Source organism: Streptomyces sp. NPDC087844, assembly GCF_044742785.1.
In the GTDB taxonomy this organism is placed as follows: domain Bacteria; phylum Actinomycetota; class Actinomycetes; order Streptomycetales; family Streptomycetaceae; genus Streptomyces.
Map to the genome: position 1 here is coordinate 1 of NZ_JBIUVD010000040.1, position 18,715 is coordinate 18,715.

An 18,715-nucleotide genomic window follows, 5' to 3' on the forward strand; every position below is an offset into this window, starting at 1 on the left:
GGCATCTATCGCGACATCGTGGTGGAGATGGCGGAGGTGCTTGCGCGGCACGCGCGGGTCGGTGTCGCGGGTGCGAAGCCGAAGGACGTCACCGATCTCCTCGACACCTACCTGATGGACCTGGCTTCCATCGCGGTGACCAATGATCACCGGGCGCGGGCGATGAGGGACCCCGCGTATACGGCGAGGGTCTACAACGCTTACAAGGTCCAGTTGGCCGAGCACATGGCACAGGGCAGTCCCGTACGTGCTCTGCTGCCGGGGGACAAGGGCAGGTTCGGTGTCCTGGGTGACTTCGCCGCGCTCGCCACCAGTGTGGGAACCAACAACCGCGGCGACAGCATCCAGCGCCCGGCCGCTCCGGAATCGACCGGGGGTGGCAATACCGGCGAGGCCCGCCCCCGACTGCCCCAGAGCAACACCGATGGCACGCCGCCCACCGCCGTCGAGCCGACCCTCACCCCCTTCAAGTCGGGGAACTTCGAGTTCACCAACCTGAAGCACACGAACGAGGCGTACCGCGACAAGGCCGTCCGGATCATCGAGTTGCTGCGGAAGCACGACACGATCCGTGACTACGTCGGGGGCCGTCCGGTCCGGATCACTCTCCACCTGCGCACGACCGAGACCCCGGCCGACGTGACGGACCGTGGTGACGCCGGCGTCGACATCAACCTCGCGAGCTACTACTTCGAGAAGTACGACATCGGCTACATCATGGGCATGCTGGCCCACGAGATCGGCCTGCACCCCCTCGCCTCGCGGGACACGAACATCCCCGACGAGGAGGAGATGTTCGCAGGAGTGCCGCTGACCGTCCCGGGCTTGGCCGATCTGAAGACGCCACGCACGATGAGTACTGAAGGCGCAGGGCAGGCCGACCACATCATGGCGGCGTTCCCGAGCAGTACGAGGCACCGGATCTACCGGGACATCGTGCTCGGCATGGCCAATGACCTGGCGGAGGAGGCGCGTACGGGGGAGGAGGGTGCCAAGGCCAAGGACGTCACGGACCTGATCGACACCTACCTCATGGATCTCGCCACGATCGCGCTCACCAACGACAAGCGCAAGGACGCTGCCTGGGAGCCGCGCTACACCGCGAAGGTCTACAACGCCTACAAGGAGCAGTTCGCCGCACAGCTCGCACAGGACAGCCCCGTACGGAGCCTGCTCCCGTCCGACAAGAGCTGGTACAACGTCACGAGCAACTTCCTGGGCCTGGGCAGCAGCGTCGCGTTCAACAACCAGGGCGACAGCATCCAGACCAGCACGCCGGTGCCGAGCAGCACCGAAACCGGCGAAACGCGCCCTCGACTGACCGGGAGCGGCACGGATGCGGCGCCGAACACCGGACCGGTCGGCCCGCCGCGTTCACAAGGGTCGCGGGACAAGCGCCCCCGTTTCGTGGTGCGGTCGGGCTTCGATGCGCGGCGGTTCACCTATGACGGCGATCCGGTGACCGACCTCACGGTCCGTATCGCGATGCGCGGCGGCGCGGACGCGTGGAACGCCCATGCCTTCGCACAACTGGGTGCGGGTGTCAGTGAGTTCTTGAACAGTCCCGGCTACCGGCTCCCGAACGGTGACTTGCTCCACGTGACGGTGGAACTGGTCGACCCTTCGAAGTCTCCGCATCTGACGGTGGACCTGACCGGCCGGGACCGGGTGATGGATCAGGTCACGTGGTGGGCGGATGCCGATCCGGTGCAGTTGGTGCATGAGCTGACCCATCAGCTCGGTCTGCGGGATGAGTACCGGGATGCCGATGCCCCGCACCGCCCGCACATCGCGGGCAGTCTGCTGGGTGACCTGAACGCGGCTCCTGAGGACTCCTCGCTGGCCGCCGGTGGGCTTCGCGGGCGGCACCTGGCCCTGCTGGGGGCGTTGATCGGGGACGTGACTCCGCGGTCCTCGGAGCGAGGCGCGCAGGTAGACACCGAGCAGACCTGGGACGAGGTGCGTGAGGGCGCCAAGAAGGTCCGTCGCGAAGCGGTCTGGGTCGACCCGGTCTCCCTGCCCCGACCGTCCACCGACGGAACGGCGGTCACCGATGTCCGGGCCCACATGCAGCAGGATCCGGACCCGGGTACGAGTACGGGGCCCGCCGTGCCGGAGCCGGTCCTCCGTCCGTTCAAGTTGGGTGATTTCGAGTTCACGAACTTGAATCAGACGGACAGGTACGTCGACAAGGCGGTTCGGATCGTCGAGTTGCTGGATGAGCACAGCACCATCAAGTCTTACGTCGGGGGTCGTCCTGTCCGGATCACTCTGCGTGTGCGGACGACGGAATCTCCTGCGGATGTGCGTGATCTGGGTGACGCGGGTGTCGAGATCAATCTCGCGAGTTATTACTTCGAGAAGTACGACATCGGTTACATCATGGGGATGCTGGCTCATGAGATCGGTCTGCATCCTCTCGCTTCCGGTAACGCGAAGATTCCTGAGGAGGAGGAGCTGTATCAGGGCATGCCCCTGATGGTGCCGGGGCTGGAGACGCTGAGTACGCCGCGTTTCATGAACACCGAGGGCGCGGGTCAGGCGGATCACATCATGGCCGCGTTCCCGCATACCATCCGGCATGGCATCTATCGCGACATCGTGGTGGAGATGGCGGAGGTGCTTGCGCGGCACGCGCGGGTCGGTGTCGCGGGTGCGAAGCCGAAGGACGTCACCGACCTCCTCGACACCTACCTGATGGACCTGGCTTCCATCGCGGTGACCAATGATCACCGGGCGCGGGCGATGCGGGACCCCGCGTATACGGCGAGGGTCTACAACGCTTACAAGGTCCAGTTGGCCGAGCACATGGCCCAGGGCAGTCCCGTACGTGCTCTGCTGCCGGGGGACAAGGGTCGGTTCGGTGTCCTGGGTGACTTCGCCGCGCTTGCCACCAGTGTGGGAACCAACAACCGGGGCGACAGCATCCAGCGGCCGACTGCTCCTGAGCCGACCGGGGGTGGCAATACCGGGGAGGCCCGCCCCCGACTGCCCCAGTCCGACAGCGACGCAACCCCGGCCCCGATGATCGCCACCGCCGTCGAGCCGACCCTCACCCCCTTCAAGTCGGGGAACTTCGAGTTCACCAACCTGAAGCACACGAACGAGGCGTACCGCGACAAGGCCGTCCGGATCATCGAGTTGCTCCGGAAGCACGACACGATCCGTGACTACGTCGGGGGCCGTCCGGTCCGGATCACTCTCCACCTGCGCACGACCGAGACCCCGGCCGACGTGACGGACCGTGGTGACGCCGGCGTCGACATCAACCTCGCGAGCTACTACTTCGAGAAGTACGACATCGGATATGTCATGGGGATGTTGGCCCACGAGATCGGTCTCCACCCTCTCGCTTCCAGGGACAGCAACATTCCTGATGAGGAGGAGATGTTCGCCGGGGTGCCGCTGACTGTTCCAGGGCTGGCGCACCTGACTCCGCCACGGACCATGAACACCCAGGGTGCGGGGCAGGCCGACCACATCATGGCCGCCTTCCCCAGCAGCACCCGGCACCGGATCTACCGCGACATCGTGCTGAGGATGGCTGATGTGCTGGCGGAGGAGGCGCGTACGGGGGAGGAGGGTGCCAAGGCCAAGGACGTCACGGACCTGATCGACACCTACCTCATGGATCTCGCCACGATCGCGCTCACCAACGACAAGCGCAAGGACGCGGCCTGGGAGCCGCGCTACACCGCGAAGGTCTACAACGCCTACAAGGAGCAGTTCGCCGCGCAGCTCGCACAGGACAGCCCCGTACGGAGCCTGCTCCCGTCCGACAAGAGCTGGTACAACGTCACGAGCAACTTCTTCGGTCTGGGCAGCAGCGTGGCCTTCAACAACCAGGGCGACAGCATCCAGACCAGCACGCCGGTGCCGAGCAGCACCGAAACCGGCGAAACGCGCCCCCGGCTTTCGCCGGGCGGTACCGAGTCAGGGCCACGGAGCGGGCCGTCGGACACCACGTCGTCGAGGGGGCCGCGTGCCAGTCGGCCGCGTGACAAGCGGCCCCGGTTCGTGGTGCGTTCTGATTTCGACGCGCGGCGGTTCACCTATGACGGCGATCCCGTCACCGACCTCACGGTCCGTATCGCGATGCGTGGTGGCGGGGACGGGCAGAACGCCCACGTCGTCACGCGACTCCGCAATGGCGTGCATGAGTTCCTCAACAACCCCGGCCACCGGCTGCCCAACGGTGATCTGCTGCATGTGACCGTCGAGCTGGTCGATGTTTCGAAGTCCCCGCATCTGACGGTGGACTTGGTGGGCCGCGATCAGGCGATGGATCAGGTCACGTGGTGGGCGGATGCCGATCCGGTGCAGTTGGTGCATGAGCTGACCCATCAGCTCGGTCTTCGGGATGAGTACCGGGATGCCGATGCGCCGCATCGCCCGCATATCCCGGGCAGTCTGCTGGGTGACCTGAACGCAGACCCCGAGGACTTCTCGTTGGCTGCCGGCGGTCTGCGGGGGCGGCACCTGGCGCTGCTGGGTGCGCTGATCGGGGATGTGACTCCGCGGTCCTCGGAGCGAGGCGCGCGGGAGGACAGTGAGCAGACCTGGGACGAGGTGCGTGAGGGCGCCAGCAAGGTCCGTCGTGAAGCGGTCTGGGTCGATCCGGTCTCCTTGCCCCGACCGTCCACCGACGACACGGCGGTCACCGACGTCCCGGCCCGCATGCCGCAGGACCCGACCGCGACACCGGCCACCACCACAACCGCTGCTGCCGCCGCCGCTGAACCGACCCTCACCCCCTTCAGGTCGGGGAAGTTCGAGTTCACCAATCTGAAGCACACGGAGGAGAAGTACCGCGACAAGGCCGTCCGCGTCATCGAACTGCTGCGGGACCACCCGACGATCAGTGCCTATGTCGGCGACCGTCCCGTTCGTATCACCTTGCACGTGCGGACGACGGAGACCCCGGCGGACGTACGGGACCTGGGTGACGACGGCGTCCAGATCAACCTCGCGAGCTACTACTTCGAAAAGTACGACATCGGTTACATCATGGGGATGCTGGCGCACGAGATCGGCCTGCACCCGCTCGCCTCCCGGAACCGGGACATCCCCGACGAGGAGGCGATGTTCCGAGGCATCCCCCTGCCGGTGCCAGGGCTGGGCGACCTGCGGACCCCGCGCACGATGAACACCGACAGCGCGGGTCAGGCCGACCACATCATGGCCGCGTTCCCCAGCAGTACACGGCACGGGATCTACCGCGACATCGTGCTGAAGATGGCAGACATGCTGGCCGAGGCCGCGCAGGCCGGCGCGGAGGGTGCCAAGGCCAAGGACGCCACCGACCTGATCGACACCTACCTCATGGACCTCGCCTCCATCGCGATCACCAGTGACTACCGGATGAACGCGGCCAAGGAACCAGGTAACACGGCCAAGGTCTACAACGCCTACAAGGCGCTGTTCGCCGCGCGCATGGCCACGGACAGTCCCGCCCGTGCCCTGTTGCCCGCCGACAAGGGGATGTTCGGCGTCGTACGGGACTTCGCCACGCTGGCCGCCAGCCTCGCGGCCAACAACCGCGGTGACAGCATTCAGCAGCCCCTCCCTACGGGCGAGGCCCGCCCCCGGCTTTCGCGAGCGGCCGACAGCGGTGAGCAGATCCGGGAGAGTATCGAACAAGCTCTGGCCGGTACACCGCAGTTGGTGGGCCCGCGTGACACCCGGTCGCGGTTCGTGGTGCGGTCGGGCTTCGACGTCCGGCGGCTCTCGTACCAGGGCGAACAGATCACGGACCTCACGGTTCGCATCGGGATGCGGGGTACGGACGCACAGGTGGCGCACGCCTTCGAGCAACTCTCGGCAGGAGTCCATGAGTTCCTCAACGAGCCCGGTCATCGGCTCCCCAACGGCGACCTGCTGCACGTAACCGTCGAGCCGGTTGTTCCCTCGCAGTCTCCGCACCTGACGGTGGACTTGGTGGGCCGGGACCGCGCCATGGACCAGAACACGTGGTGGGCGGATGCCGACCCGGTGCAGTTGGTGCATGAGCTGACCCATCAGCTCGGCTTGCGGGACGAGTACCGGGATGCCGACGCCCCGCACCGCCCGCACATCCCGGGCAGTCTGCTGGGTGACCTGAACGCCGACCCCGAGGACTCCTCGCTCGCTTCGGGCGGGATCCGCGGACGGCACCTGGCTCTGCTGAGCGCGCTGATCGGTGACGTCAGCCACAAGCCGGAGCGGACTCAGCCGGAGGAGCAGGACATCGCGCAGACCTGGGACGAGGCCCGTAAGGGGATCGACGGGATCCTCCGCGAGGCGGTCTGGGTGGACCCGGTCTCCCTGCCCCGCCCGGCCGAAGGCGCGGACGGCGCCGAAGTCCCGGCCCGCATGCAGCAGGACCCGAACACGGCGCCAGGCCAACCGACAACGCTCTACGCCCCCTTTTCCTCGGGGAACTTCGAGTTCACCAACCTGAAGCACACGAACGAGAGATACCGCGACAAGGCGATCCGCATCATCGATCTGCTCCGGAAGCACGACACCATCAAGGAGTACGTCGGTGACCGTCGCGTCCGCATCACCTTGCATGTGCGGACGACGGAGACCCCGGCGGACGTGACGGACCGCGGTGACGCCGGTGTCGACATCAACCTGGCCAGCTACTACTTCGAGAAGTACGGCATCGGTCACATCATGGGGATGCTGGCCCACGAGATCGGCCTGCACCCCCTCGCCTCCCGGAACCGGGACATCCCCGACGAGGAGGAGATGTTCCAGGGCGTACCGCTGGCGGTACCGGGCCTGGGGGATCTGGCGGCGCCGCGCACCATGAACACCGAGGGCGCGGGTCAGGCCGACCACATCATGGCCGCCTACCCCAGCAGCACCCGGCACCGGATCTACCGTGACATCGTCCTGCAGATGGCCGGTGTCCTGGCGGAGGACGCCCGCGTGGGAGAGGACGGGGCCCGGACCCAGGACGTCACGGACCTGATCGACTGCTATCTGATGGACCTGGCCTCCATCGCGCTCACCAACGACTACCGGATGAACGCGGCGAAGGAGCCCAACTACACGGCGAGGGTCTACAACGCCTACAAGGAGATGCTGCTGGCCCGGTTGGCCGACGAAGCTTCCGTCCGAGCCCTCCTGCCGTCCAACAAGAGCATGTTCGGCGTGATGAACGACTTCCGGCGCATCGGCACGTACATCGCGATCGGCAACAGCGGCGACAGCATCCAGCACGCCGACACGACCTGAGCGCATCCTGTACCTGTACCTGTAGCCGTACCTGCACCTGCACCCGTACCTGTACCCGTAGTCGAAGTCCACGACCTGGTCGCTCGCGCCGCAAGGCCCGGGCGGGAACATCACCTGCTGCGCCGAGGCGGGCATCGGCGGAGTCCTGTTCGGGCATCGAGTGGTGGACCGCGTTCCGCTCGCACTATGCCGTCGAGGCCGCATACTGCCTGTTTGCCGCCATCCACCTCGTGGCATGACGGCCAAGGGCGTTCCTCAGCGCTCAGCGCTCGGCGCGCGGTGTACGCCGGACGGCCTGCGGACGCGGTGTGCCACCGGAGCCACCGCTGCGACCGGTGCCAGCCCCACGACCGGTCCCACCGATACCGTCAACGCGACCGAGGCGACCTCCGCCGTCCGCGTCCGCGTCGGCGCCCCCCTCGTCGGTGCCGTTGAGGGGCAGCCCCGCATACCCCACCGTCCCGAGGCTGAGCAGGACGTGCCGCTCGGCGACCTCCTCGGCGGTCAAGGGGCCGTCCGTGCGGTACCAGTTGGCCACGCCCTGGCACATGATGAGGATCGCCCGCACCGCGTCGGCCGGGATCGGTGTGGTGAACGCGCCCTCGCGGATGCCGGCCCGGACGGTGTCCAGCAGCATGTGCTGCAGATAGTCGCGCAGCGCCACGTACCGGGCCCGGTTCTCGGGCTCCAGGCTGCGGATCTCCGTGTCCAGGAAGGCCATGCCCTTGCGGTTGGCCATGTAGAGCACGATCGACTCCACCATGGCGCAGAAGCGTGGCAGCGGCTCGTCGCCCGCCTCGGCCGCCGCCGCCCGGCAGCGGTCCAGGACGTCTTTCATGGACGTCTCCAGCAGCGTGGTGAGCAGGGCCTGCTTGTTCTCGTAGTGGTAGTACAGCGCCGGCACGGTGACGCCGACCCGGGTGGCTATGTCCCGGACCGAAGTGCCGTGGTAGCCGTGCTCGTTGAAGGCCTCCATGGCGCGCAGGAGGATGGGGTGCAGATCGAGCGGACCGTACGAGCGCCAGTGCTGCGCGCCAGACAGGGTGGCCCGGCTCGGTTCGCTGCTCAACAGGGCTCCTCGGATGGCTCGGTGGCGAGTGACATCGTATGTCGGCGGTATGCCGCCGGTATGCCGCCGCGCTTGGACAGTCCACTTATCGACCGCTCAGGGGTGTGAACGCATCGACATCGGCGGACTCGTTCTCTCGCCGGATGCCTGACCTGAATCCTCGTGCGTGTACGGCACTTGCCCGCTTGGTGCTCCATCAGTCGAGCCGCCGATCTCATGTCTCCGAGGCGTTGACCACTCCGTCGCCTGCTTCTACTGTCTTAGCGAACGCTCAGTAAGTTCTCGGTCTGGTTGAACCGGAGACCGTGTCGACCCCGCAGCCAAGGACGTCAACTGATGCACCTGTCCACCCCCCTGACCTACGCCGGAGACCCGCGCACCGCCGCGGACCGGGCCGCCGCCCTGGAGTCGGCCGGTCTCGACGCGGTCTGGGTCGCCGAGGCCTACGGCTTCGACTCCCCGACGATCATGGGATATCTGGCCGCCAGGACCGACCGGATGAAGATCGGCTCGGCCGTTCTCAACGTCTACTCCCGCACCCCCGCGCTGATCGCGCAGACCGCCGCCGGACTGGACGCCCTCACCGGCGGACGCGCACTTCTCGGCATAGGCGCCTCGGGACCCCAGGTCGTCGAGGGCTGGCACGGCCGCCCCTACGACAAGCCGCTCGGCCGTACCCGCGAGACGATCGAACTGGCGCGCCGCATCTGGCGCCGCGAGGTGATCGAGCATCGCGGCATCACCGAGATGCCCCTCTCGCCGGAGAAGGGCGGCACGCTCGGCAAGCCGCTGAAGCTGCTGACCCGCCCCGTGCGCGACGACATCCCGGTGTATGTGGCCGCCCTCGGCCCCGCGAACGTCCGGATGACCGCCGAGATCGCCGACGGCTGGCTGCCGTTCCTCTACGTACCCGAGCACGCGGCCAAGGTGTGGGGCGGATCCCTCGCGCAGGGCGCCGCTCTGCGCGACCCGGCCCTCGGCCCCCTGTCGGTGGTGGCCGGAGGTCTCCTGGCCATCAGGGAGGACGCGGAGGCGGTGCGTGATCTGATGCGGCCGACCATCGCGCTGTACGTCGGCGGCATGGGCGCACCGGGCCGCAACTTCTACCACGACCTCGTGTGCTCCTATGGCTACGAGGCGGAGGCCGCCGCGATCCAGGAGCACTTCCTGGCGGGCCGCAAGAAGGACGCGGAGGCCGCCGTCCCGGCCGAACTGTGCGAACTGGTCAGCCTGGCCGGACCCGAGGGTTATGTGCGGGACCGTGTCGAGGCGTTCCGGGAGTCGGGCGTCACCATGCTCAATGTGACGCCCGTGGGACCCGAACCCGCCCGTCTGGTGGAGCGCGTCAAGGAGTGGCTGTGACAACCGAACGCTCAGCACGACCCCCCGCCGAACAGACCCTGCCGCTGCTGCTGGAACGCAACGCGCGTCTGTACGCCGACCTGCCCGCCCTCTCCTGGCGGGGGCCGGGCGGCACCGGTCTGGACGGCGACGACCAGGCCGGCACCGGATCGGCCGGCACCGGATCGGCCGGCACCGGATCGGCCGGCACCGGATCGGCCGGCACCGGATCGGCCGGCACCGGATCGGCCGGCACCGGATCGGACGTCCGCGACCCGGTCGGCACCGGACCGGGCGGCACCGGATCGGCCGTCCGCGACCCGGCCGGCACCGGATCGGACAGCGACGAACCGGCCGGCTCCGGACCGGCCGTCCGTGAATCGGCCGTCCGTGAACCGGACAGCCCCGGGCCGGACGGCGGCGGCTGGGTGACGCTGACCTGGGCGCAGGTCCGCGAGCACACCACCCGCCTCGCGGCGGGCTACGCGGCGCTCGGCGTCGGCCGCGGCGACCACGTGCTGCTCATGATGGCCAACCGGCCCGAACACTGGCTCTCCGACCTGGCGCTGGTGCGCCTCGGCGCTGTACCCGTCACCGTCTACGGCACCTCCGCCCCCGAGCAGGTCGCCCACATCGCCCGCAACTGCCGGGCCCGGGTCGCCGTCGTCGAGGGGGCCCCTCAAGTGGCGCTGTGGGAGCCCCTGTTGACGGACGGGGGAGTCCCGCTGGACCGGATCGTCGTGGTGGAGTCCGGCGCGGAGGGCAGCCACCTCCCCTATGCCGCCCTGGGACGCGAGCCGGTTCCGGAGCGGTTCGAGAAGGCCCTGGACGCCGCACGCCCCGAAGACCCGCTGACGGTCGTCTACACCTCGGGCACCACCGGTGAACCCAAGGGCGTCGTCCTGAACCACCGCCATGTGCTGGCCAACGCGTCGGCACTGGACGAGGTGGTCGAACTGCCCCCGCACGTCGAGCACATCTGCTACCTCCCCTTCGCGCACATCGCCGAACGGATGCTCGGCATCTACCTGCCCTGTCACCGCGCCTCGCACGTCCATCTGTGTGCCGACCCGACAGGCGTGGCCGAGATCGTGCGCAAGGTGCGCCCGGCCCAGTTCTTCGGGGTGCCGCGCGTCTGGGAGAAGCTCGCGGCCGCCGTCCGGGCCGTGCTGCCGCTGCTGCCGGCCGAACAGCAGTCGGCGATCGAGGAGGCCACCCGGGTGGCCCGGGAGCATGTCGGGTACCGGGAACGGGGCGAGCGACCGCCCGCCGAACTCGAAGAGGCCTACGCCCGGCAACGGGCCGAGGTCCTGCTGCCGTTGCTGGCCGCGGGCGGCCTGGACCGGATCAACTGGGCGGCCAGCGCCTCGGCCCCCATATCGATCGACGTGGTGCGGTTCTGGGCCGGATTCGGCATCGTGATCATGGACGCGTGGGGGCTCACGGAGACCACCGGAGTGGCGACCACCAACAGCCCGCGCACCGGTTTCCGGCTGGGTTCGGTGGGGCGCCCCGTCTCGTCGGTGGAGGTCCGGGTCGCAGGGGACGGTGAGATCGAGGTGCGCGGCTCGACCGTGTTCTCCGGCTATCTGCGCGAGGACGGCACGGTGCGGCCGGTGGTGGACGAGGAGGGCTGGCTGCAGACGGGTGACATCGGCCGTCTCGACGAGGACGGCTATCTGTGGCTCACCGACCGCAAGAAGGAAATGATCGTCACGTCGACGGGGAAGAACGTCTCCCCGGCGCTGGTGGAGAACGCCCTCAAGGAGCATCCACTGATCGGTCAGGCCCTGGTGCACGGCGACAACCGCTCCTATCTCGTGGCCCTGCTGGTGCTCGACGCGGAGACGGCCCCCGCCTGGGCCCGGGCGCACGGCATCGACAAGGACACCGGCCCCGAGGCCATGGCGTCCCTGGCGGCACATCCGGCCGTACGGGAGGAGGTGGACCGGGCCGTGACGGCGGCCAACGCGCGCCTGAACCGCACCGAGCAGGTCAAGCGCTATCGGCTGCTCGCGGAGGAGTGGGGCCCAGCCACGGGGGAGCTGACCCCGTCGCTGAAGATGAAGCGCCGCGTCATCCGGGAGAAGCACGGCGTCGCGCTGGGGGAGTTGTACGAGGACTGACGTCCGGGCCGGACGTGCGTAACGGCGGGCGCCCCACTTCGCGAAGAGGTGGGGCGCCCGCCGTTCGCCGGTGTCCGCGGACCCGGGCTGATCCAGGAGAAGTGCCTAGAGCCCGTAGGTCTTGCCGATCACGTCCCGCTGGATCTCGCTCGTACCGCCGTAGACGGTGGAGACGACCGCGGCGCGCAGATGGCGTTCCATGTCGTACTCGGTGGCGTAGCCGTAGCCGCCCATCATCTGCATACCTTCCAGGGCCGCCCGCTTGGCCGTCTCGGTGGCCTTGAGCTTGGCCATGGACGCCTCGCGCGGGAACAGCCGGTCCGGTTCGGCGTCGCAGTCCAGGGCGACCTCGCGCACCAGCAGACGGGTGCACTCGATCTCCGTGGCGAGGTCGGCGATCCGGTGGCGCATGGCCTGGAACGAGCCGACGGGACGGCCGAACTGCTCACGCTCGCGTACGTATCCCACGGCGTCGTCAAACGCGCGGCGGGCCAGGCCGAGCATGCCGGCGGCCAGGAAGAGCCGCTCGTGGTTGAGGCCGGCCATCAACTGCCGCCAGCCGTTGTCGACCTCGCCGACGACCGCGTCGGCGGGCAGCCGTACGCCGGTGAGGTGGACGTCGTTCACCTCGCGCCCGCCCATGGTCTCGATGCCCCGGATCTCCACACCGGGTGTATCCACCGGGACGTGGAACATGGTGAGGCCGGCGTGCTTGTCCCCGGAGGTCCGGGCCACGAGCAGGATGCTGTCGGCGATGTGGGCGTTGGAGATCCACGTCTTCTGCCCGTCGATCAGCCAGTCGCCGTCGGGGCCGCGCCGGGCGCGGCACGTGAGCGCCCCCACGTCGGAGCCGGCGGCGGGCTCGGACATCGCGATCGCGAGGACCCTGCCCCGCCCGACACCCGTGAGCACCTCCCGCTTCTGCCGTTCGGTGCCGAACCGTTCGTAGGCCTTGGCGGTGATGACGCTGGTGACGAAGCCGCCCGCCGGGATCATCCCGTACGACGTCTCCTCAAGGAACAGACAGGCGTCGGCCAGTCCGCCGCCGGAACCGCCGTACTCCTCGGGCAGGCACACCCCGAGCCAGCCGAGTCCGGCGAGCCTGCCGTAGAGACCCGGATGGTGCCGGTCGCGGCCGTCCCCGGTCAGCGCGTCCCGCTGGTCACGCGTGCCGCACTCGCGTTTGGCGAAGTCGCGGACCGCCGCGACGAAGTCGGACTGTTCCGGGGTGAGTCGACTGCCCATGAGGTCCTCCGGGTTCCGGATGGTTACAAAGAAATGGTAGTTGTCTCATAGTCTCTTCGGTGGATCTCGGGCGGTATCGTGAGCAGCACCATGACGACTTCTGCGAACGACTCCCTGCTCGCCCGGGCCATCGCCCGGCCCGAGACGGAGGAAAAGGTGGCGCGGCGCATCCTGGACGCCGCACTGGAACAGTTCACGACGTTCGGCCTGCGCCGCTCCTCCATGGACGACGTGGCCAAACGGGCCGGGGTCTCCAGGGTCACGGTCTACCGCCGCTTCCAGACCAAGGACGGACTGGTCGAGGCCTGCCTGCTGCGCGAGGGCAGCAGGTTCTTCCAGCAACTCGACACCGCGGTGGCGGCCCTGCCGACCATGGAGGAACGGGTCGTCGAAGGCTTCGTGGTGGCCCTGCGCCACACCAGGGCCCACCCGCTCTTCGGCGGCCTGCTGCGCCTCGAACCCGAGGTGGTGCTGCCCTACCTGACCGTCCAGGGAGGCCCCTCGCTGGAGGCCACCTGCGACTACCTGACCGCACATCTGCGGCGTGCCCAACAGGTCGAAGGGCGCGGTGAATCCGACCCCCGGCCGGTCGCCGAACTCATGGTCCGCGTCGCCGTCTCCTTCCTGCTGAACCCGTCGAGCTGCATCGAGATGGAGGACGAGGACCAGGCCCGCGCCTTCGCCCGCCGCTACCTCGCCCCGCTCCTGAACGCCTGACGGCCCGCGTCGCCAGGACCTTCCGGGCCGTCAGTGGTGCCGGTGCAGCCACTTCGCCACCGCGACCGCGCGTTCGCGGGCGTTCGCGGGAGTGCTGAAGGAGGTCAGGTTCACCGGCGGGGCGAAGCGCTGCACGGTGACCGACTGGGGCGCGGCGAACGCCCGCAGCCCGTCCGCGCCGTGGATCCGTCCGAAGCCGGACTCCCCGGAACCGCCGAACGGCAGGGCCGGGACACCTGCGAAGCCGAGTACGGAGTTGACGGACACCGCTCCCGCCCGCAGCCGCGCCGCGATCGCGGCGCCGGCCCGCCGGTCGTGGCAGAACACCGAGGCGGCCAGCGCATAGGGCGAGGCGTTGGCGCGCCGCACCGCCTCGTCCGTGCTCGCCACCGCGTTGATCGCCACGACAGGCCCGAACGTCTCCTCGGTCATCGCCGCCGACTCCTCCGGTACGTCGGCCAGGACGACCGGCGTGACGAACGCCCCGGAGGCCGAGACCGAGATCGAGGCCGCGTCGCCGAGCAGGGCACGCGCACCGCCCGCCAGCGCCTCTTCCACGTGCCGCCGGACGACGGCCGTCTGGGCCGGCATCGTCATCGGACCGTAGACGGCGTCCGGCACGGGACCGACCGGCAGAGCACCGGCCCGCTCGACCACCTTGCGGCACAGTGGGGCGTACACCTCCCGTACGACGTAGACGCGTTCGACGCCCGCGCAGGTCTGACCGGCGTTGCTCATCGCGCCCCACACGATGGCGTCGGCCGCCGCGTCGAGGTCGGCGTCGACCGTGACGATCGTCGCGTCCTTGCCACCGCACTCGGCGAGGAAGGGTGTCAGCGACCGCGCGCACACCGCCATCACCTTGCGCGCCGTGCCGGGGGAGCCGGTGAACGCCACCTTGTCGACGTCCGCCCCTGCCAGTGCCTCGCCCGTCGCCGCCGCGCCGGTCACGGTGGTGAGCAGGCCGGCGTGTTCGGGTACGGCCGAAGCCAGGAGTTCGGCCAGCAGTACGCCCGTACCGGGGGTGTGCTCGGACGGCTTGAACACCACGGCGTTGCCGGCGGCCAGCGCGTAACCGATGGAACCCATGGGCGTGTAGAGGGGGTAGTTCCACGGGCCGATCACCCCGATCACGCCGAGCGGCCGATGGACCACGTGGGCCCGCTGGTTGGCCGCGAGGAGGCCGCTGCGTACGCGCCGCCGTCGCAGCACCCGGTCGGCGTTGCGGGCCGCCCAGTTCAGGTGCTCCAGAGTGAGGACGACTTCCAGTACCGCGTCACTGTGCGGCTTGCCCGTCTCCGCGGCGATCGTCCCTGCGACGGCGTCGAGCGAGGACGCCAACTCGCGTTTCCAGCGCAGCAGGTGCGCGCGTCGCTGCGCCGCGGAAAGCGCGGCCCACCCGGTCGCGGCGGTCCGCGCCCGTTCCACGGCGCGAACCACCTCCCCCGGACCGTGGACCGGGTGCTCGCCGACGGGATCGCCGGTGGCGGGGGAGCGGACGGTGAAGGTGGCGGGGCGGGTCGCCGCGTCCTGGTCCGTGCCGGTCATCGAAACTCCTGGTGTGTGGGACCGCCACCGGCCGGTGGGGTGCGGTGTCCGTTCGCGTCGGAGGGGGAAGCCGCCGCCGGTTCACCGTCGTCGCCGTCCGCGTGTACGAGGCTGGTGTCGCCCTCGGGTACGAGGCTCCGGTCGTCCTCGTCCGGCAGCGGTCGCAGCGGCCTGGAGTGGGCCCAGTGCGGACCGAGGTCGTCCAGCGTCCAGCCGAAGGGGTAGGTGCGGGGCCTGGGCCGGTACGGGCGCCCAGTGGGCCGGGGCGGCATCCGGCGCATGAGGGCGGCCCGGGCCCGCAGAGCGCGGTGGGTCGCGGTCCGCACCCGGCGTGGCTGAGAGGGCAAGCCCAGCGCGGTGAGCAGCGAGTCGTCGAGGACGGCGAGTGAGGCGCGCACCACCAACGGCCTCAGCCAGTCGGGGTACCACTGGGTGACGACCCGCAACGTGGCCGCCGCGACCCGCCGGTTGGCCGGGTCGTAGGCGAACATCCGCTGCTCGTAGTCGTCGTGGAGGCGGGCGAAGTCCGCGTAGTCGACGGGTAGTTCGACGAGACCCATCATCTCGCCCATCCGCCGCCCGACCAGCGCGAGGCTCTCTGTCTCCGGCGGGGACAACGGCCGCCAGCCGAACCGGTCGATCCACCGCTTGGGACCGACGACGGTGGTGGCCAGGACGTAGAGATAGTCCTCGTTGGCTATGCGGTAGCGGCCGTGGATCCGGTTGAGATGGCGGACGGCGGCCCTGCCCCGCTCGGAGTCCATGCCGTCGCGCACCAGTTCGTGGGCGATCAGTACGGTGTCGTCGTACCGCTTCTGTCCGGCGCGCTCGAACTCCTGGCTGTGGTCGAGGAGTCGGGATATGCGGGGCACGCCGTAGTCGCGCAGGAAGGCGACCGAGACGCCCTGGAGGTAGTCCCAGGGGAACTCGTACTCGGTGATGAGGCGGAAGATCTCTTCGTAGTCCTGCCGCGGGTCCATCCGCTCGATGCGGTGGAGCCGGCTGTAGCGGCCCATGGGCGGGATCTCCTATCGGTGCCTGCTGTGTACTTTCAGATCGGCGAAGTTCACGCTCTCGGCGTCGACGACGGGGATGGTCGGGGAGCCGGCGAGCCGGACGGTGTAGTCGTCCGAGACCGGCCGGTCAGTCCTTCCTGGGCGTAGCCGGCGCGCATGGGAAGTCCCTTCCGCAGGGCCGACAGCGACGACGCGCACTCGGCGCCGATCTCAGCGGCCATCCGCGGCCCTTGATGAGTCGAAGATACAAAAACTATTGCCTTGTTTCACAAGGTGCGTCAATACTTCCGACACAACGGAGACGCGGAGGTGTCATGACCGCACCGGTACGCACACCTCACCGGACCAACCCGCGAGGCAGGCAACGGAGTTGACGGCGCCGCGGCTGTCGGGACGCCACGCCGGGGCGGTACGGCGATCAGATCAGTCCGGCCCTTATCGCATAGGACACGGCGTGCGCGCGGTTGCGGGTCCGGGTGCGCTTCATCGCCCCGTACAGGATGTATCTCACCGTGCGTTCGGAATAGGAGAGCTCGATCGCGATCTCGTCGCACTGCTTTCCCTCCGCGATCAGGCGCAGCACGTCCACCTCGCGGGAGTTCAGCCTGGGCGTGGTCCGGGCGCGGGTGGTCGCGGTCGCGGTGGCGGTCGCGGTGGCGGTGGCGGTGGCGAGGTGCTGGCCCGTGCGCTCGACGTGAGGTGCCTGACGTGCGGGCGGGAGTGTGGGCGCAGGAGAGGGCGTGGGAGCGCTCCCGTCGCTGCCCGCCACCGCTCGCACGGTCCGGGCGAAGACGTCCGGGCTGCAGAAGTCCCACCACACGACGGCGCGTACGCCCCGCTCCCGTGCCGCTGCCGGGTCGGCCCGCCACTGCTTGCCCACGACCACGACGAAGCGTGCGTCGGGTTCGTCGCTCAGGTGGGGGAGCAGGTCCAGTGCCAAGGCGTCCGCCACCTCCACCGCGACCACGATCGCGTCGGCCTCGCGGATCCTGTCCCGCGGCAGCTCGTGCAGACGCGGGTCCAGGGCGACGAAGCCGGCCAGTCCGGCACGGACCAGGGGCGCGGGCGCGTGGATCGCCACGCGCACGGTCTCGGTGAGTACCTGCTGGGGCATGGGCCCTCCCGCGTCGCGCCTGTGGTCGCCCATGAGGAATGTGGTCGTCCAGGTGGTTCAGGAAGCTGATGCTGCCACCCGCGGGGACCGGACAGCCGTGCCGAGGGCCCAAGGTCCCACAACCGAGGGAAACCTGGCGCGAGTACGCGGCCGCCCTGCTCAAGTAGGCCTGGCACAAGGCGGCTCAGCCGGAGGCGCGCAAGAACTTCCTGTACGGAACGGCAAGGTTCGCGAGGACGGCTTCACCGGGGGAGCCGGCCGCACGACGATGGAGAGAGAGCGCGTTCCGACGCACTCCGGTTGCCGGAGCGTGCGTGCGGGATGCCGTGCGGCCCGTGACCACTCCTGGCCGCTCCTGGCAACGCCCCGCAACTCCTGGCACTTCTAGCAACAAAGGTAGTCCCATGATCGTGTCCCTTGTCCTGTTCGTGGTGCTCGGCCTGGTGCTGCTCGGAGCCGCTGCCGCACTGACCCGGCGGAAACTCGGTTCCTCCCCCGGACAGGTGCGTAACGCGGGGCCGGGCGCCGACCGGAAGGTGCTGGAGACCGTCGCCCTGGGGCTGCAGGCCCTGGCCGAGGGGCGTGCGCGGGACGGGCGCCGACTGCCCGAGGTACAGAGCGTCCTCCACTCGGGACAGCGGCTCACCGTGCAGCTCGCGCAAGCCGACGCGGCGGCGCCCTCGCCGTGGACGTCGGACGTCTCGGGCAAGGAGTGGTCGCTGGACCCGGCGAGCCTGCGCGCGACCGGCACCTCCGGTGGCGGGCCCACGCATCCGTACTCCCTGACCGTCACCCTCGGCATGCACAGGGGAGACAGGGTGCTGGTCGACCTCGCGCAGTTGTCGGGGCCGATCGCCCTGACAGGTGACGACCACGAGGTGCTGCGTCTGGCGCAGGCCCTCATCACCGAAGTCGTCTCGGGGCCGGTCGGGCACGTCGCCACGGTCGTCCTGGTGGGTTCGGCGACCACCCCTCCGGTGACCGACGGACTGGGTACGCGGTCGGCCCGGCTGTACCCCGCGGCCACCCGGGAGGAGGCCCTGGCCCACAAGGACGGCGGGACGTCCGAAGGGGCGACGGCCGGCGGAACGCACGCCCGCCGTCTCTTCGTGGTCACCGCCGCCCAGTTCCGCGACGAGAGATGGACCAACGCCCCGCTGCGCGAGACCGACGCGCTCCTGGTACTCGGCTGGATCACCGACGCGGAATGGCACATCGGAGTCAACACCGACGGCTCCTTGGACACCGGCCGCCTGGGTGTCCTCGTCGACACCCACACCGCACGCTTCTCCTGACCGGCCTGACCGGCCTGACC

10 protein-coding genes are annotated in these 18,715 nt (G+C 69.3%); 5 read left to right on the forward strand and 5 right to left on the reverse strand.

The genetic code is table 11. From position 1 onward, the window contains the following. Positions 1–27 precede the first annotated feature (27 nt). Positions 28–7,224, forward strand: a complete 7,197-nt coding sequence (locus ACIOKD_RS40830; RefSeq protein WP_402093485.1) for a hypothetical protein — start codon at positions 28–30, stop codon at positions 7,222–7,224. 262 nt (positions 7,225–7,486) lie between these two features. On the opposite strand, the gene ACIOKD_RS40835 is transcribed toward ACIOKD_RS40830, so the two are convergent. Beyond that, on the reverse strand, positions 7,487–8,293 hold the full coding sequence (locus tag ACIOKD_RS40835; protein WP_402093487.1) for a TetR/AcrR family transcriptional regulator: 807 nt from the start codon (positions 8,291–8,293) through the stop codon (positions 7,487–7,489). Between the two features lie 336 nt (positions 8,294–8,629). On the opposite strand from ACIOKD_RS40835, the gene ACIOKD_RS40840 reads away from it, so the two are divergent. Continuing rightward, positions 8,630–9,655 carry an LLM class F420-dependent oxidoreductase gene (locus tag ACIOKD_RS40840; RefSeq protein WP_402093489.1) on the forward strand — a complete coding sequence of 342 codons (1,026 nt, stop codon included), beginning with the start codon at positions 8,630–8,632 and terminating at the stop codon, positions 9,653–9,655. Next, entirely contained in the window at positions 9,652–11,760 is a 2,109-nt protein-coding gene (locus tag ACIOKD_RS40845; protein ID WP_402093491.1) for an AMP-dependent synthetase/ligase, read from the forward strand. Before ACIOKD_RS40840 ends, ACIOKD_RS40845 begins: the two co-directional genes overlap by 4 nt. A gap of 105 nt (positions 11,761–11,865) precedes the next feature. Here ACIOKD_RS40845 and ACIOKD_RS40850 read toward each other — a convergent pair whose 3' ends face one another. Continuing rightward, positions 11,866–13,005, reverse strand: a complete 1,140-nt coding sequence (locus tag ACIOKD_RS40850; protein WP_402093492.1) for an acyl-CoA dehydrogenase family protein — start codon at positions 13,003–13,005, stop codon at positions 11,866–11,868. 90 nt (positions 13,006–13,095) lie between these two features. Here ACIOKD_RS40850 and ACIOKD_RS40855 point away from each other — a divergent pair, with 90 nt between their 5' ends. Beyond that, a complete protein-coding gene (locus ACIOKD_RS40855; protein WP_402093494.1) occupies positions 13,096–13,722 on the forward strand; it encodes a TetR/AcrR family transcriptional regulator in 627 nt (208 codons plus the stop codon). 30 nt (positions 13,723–13,752) lie between these two features. On the opposite strand, the gene ACIOKD_RS40860 is transcribed toward ACIOKD_RS40855, so the two are convergent. The 3 genes from ACIOKD_RS40860 to ACIOKD_RS40870 all read right to left on the reverse strand — a co-directional run bounded on the left by ACIOKD_RS40860 (position 13,753) and on the right by ACIOKD_RS40870 (position 17,400). Then, positions 13,753–15,270: an aldehyde dehydrogenase family protein gene (locus ACIOKD_RS40860; RefSeq protein WP_402093496.1), complete on the reverse strand. Its 1,518-nt coding sequence runs from the start codon at positions 15,268–15,270 to the stop codon at positions 13,753–13,755. After that, positions 15,267–16,286: an oxygenase MpaB family protein gene (locus ACIOKD_RS40865; RefSeq protein WP_402093497.1), complete on the reverse strand. Its 1,020-nt coding sequence runs from the start codon at positions 16,284–16,286 to the stop codon at positions 15,267–15,269. Before ACIOKD_RS40865 ends, ACIOKD_RS40860 begins: the two co-directional genes overlap by 4 nt. A 418-nt stretch (positions 16,287–16,704) precedes the next feature. Next, positions 16,705–17,400, reverse strand: coding sequence for a response regulator transcription factor (locus ACIOKD_RS40870; protein ID WP_402093499.1), 696 nt, complete (start codon positions 17,398–17,400; stop codon positions 16,705–16,707). A 404-nt stretch (positions 17,401–17,804) separates the two neighbouring features. On the opposite strand from ACIOKD_RS40870, the gene ACIOKD_RS40875 reads away from it, so the two are divergent. Further along, positions 17,805–18,695: a hypothetical protein gene (locus tag ACIOKD_RS40875; RefSeq protein WP_402093500.1), complete on the forward strand. Its 891-nt coding sequence runs from the start codon at positions 17,805–17,807 to the stop codon at positions 18,693–18,695. Positions 18,696–18,715: the final 20 nt, after the last annotated feature.

Coding starts and splice junctions, on each gene's coding strand:
- ACIOKD_RS40830 (WP_402093485.1), top strand. CDS start 28: ATGGCGGAGGTGCTTGCGCGGCACGCGCGGGTCGGTGTCGCGGGTGCG.
- ACIOKD_RS40865 (WP_402093497.1), bottom strand. CDS start 16,286: ATGGGCCGCTACAGCCGGCTCCACCGCATCGAGCGGATGGACCCGCGG.
- ACIOKD_RS40855 (WP_402093494.1), top strand. CDS start 13,096: ATGACGACTTCTGCGAACGACTCCCTGCTCGCCCGGGCCATCGCCCGG.
- ACIOKD_RS40870 (WP_402093499.1), bottom strand. CDS start 17,400: ATGCCCCAGCAGGTACTCACCGAGACCGTGCGCGTGGCGATCCACGCG.
- ACIOKD_RS40840 (WP_402093489.1), top strand. CDS start 8,630: ATGCACCTGTCCACCCCCCTGACCTACGCCGGAGACCCGCGCACCGCC.
- ACIOKD_RS40850 (WP_402093492.1), bottom strand. CDS start 13,005: ATGGGCAGTCGACTCACCCCGGAACAGTCCGACTTCGTCGCGGCGGTC.
- ACIOKD_RS40875 (WP_402093500.1), top strand. CDS start 17,805: ATGATCGTGTCCCTTGTCCTGTTCGTGGTGCTCGGCCTGGTGCTGCTC.
- ACIOKD_RS40860 (WP_402093496.1), bottom strand. CDS start 15,270: ATGACCGGCACGGACCAGGACGCGGCGACCCGCCCCGCCACCTTCACC.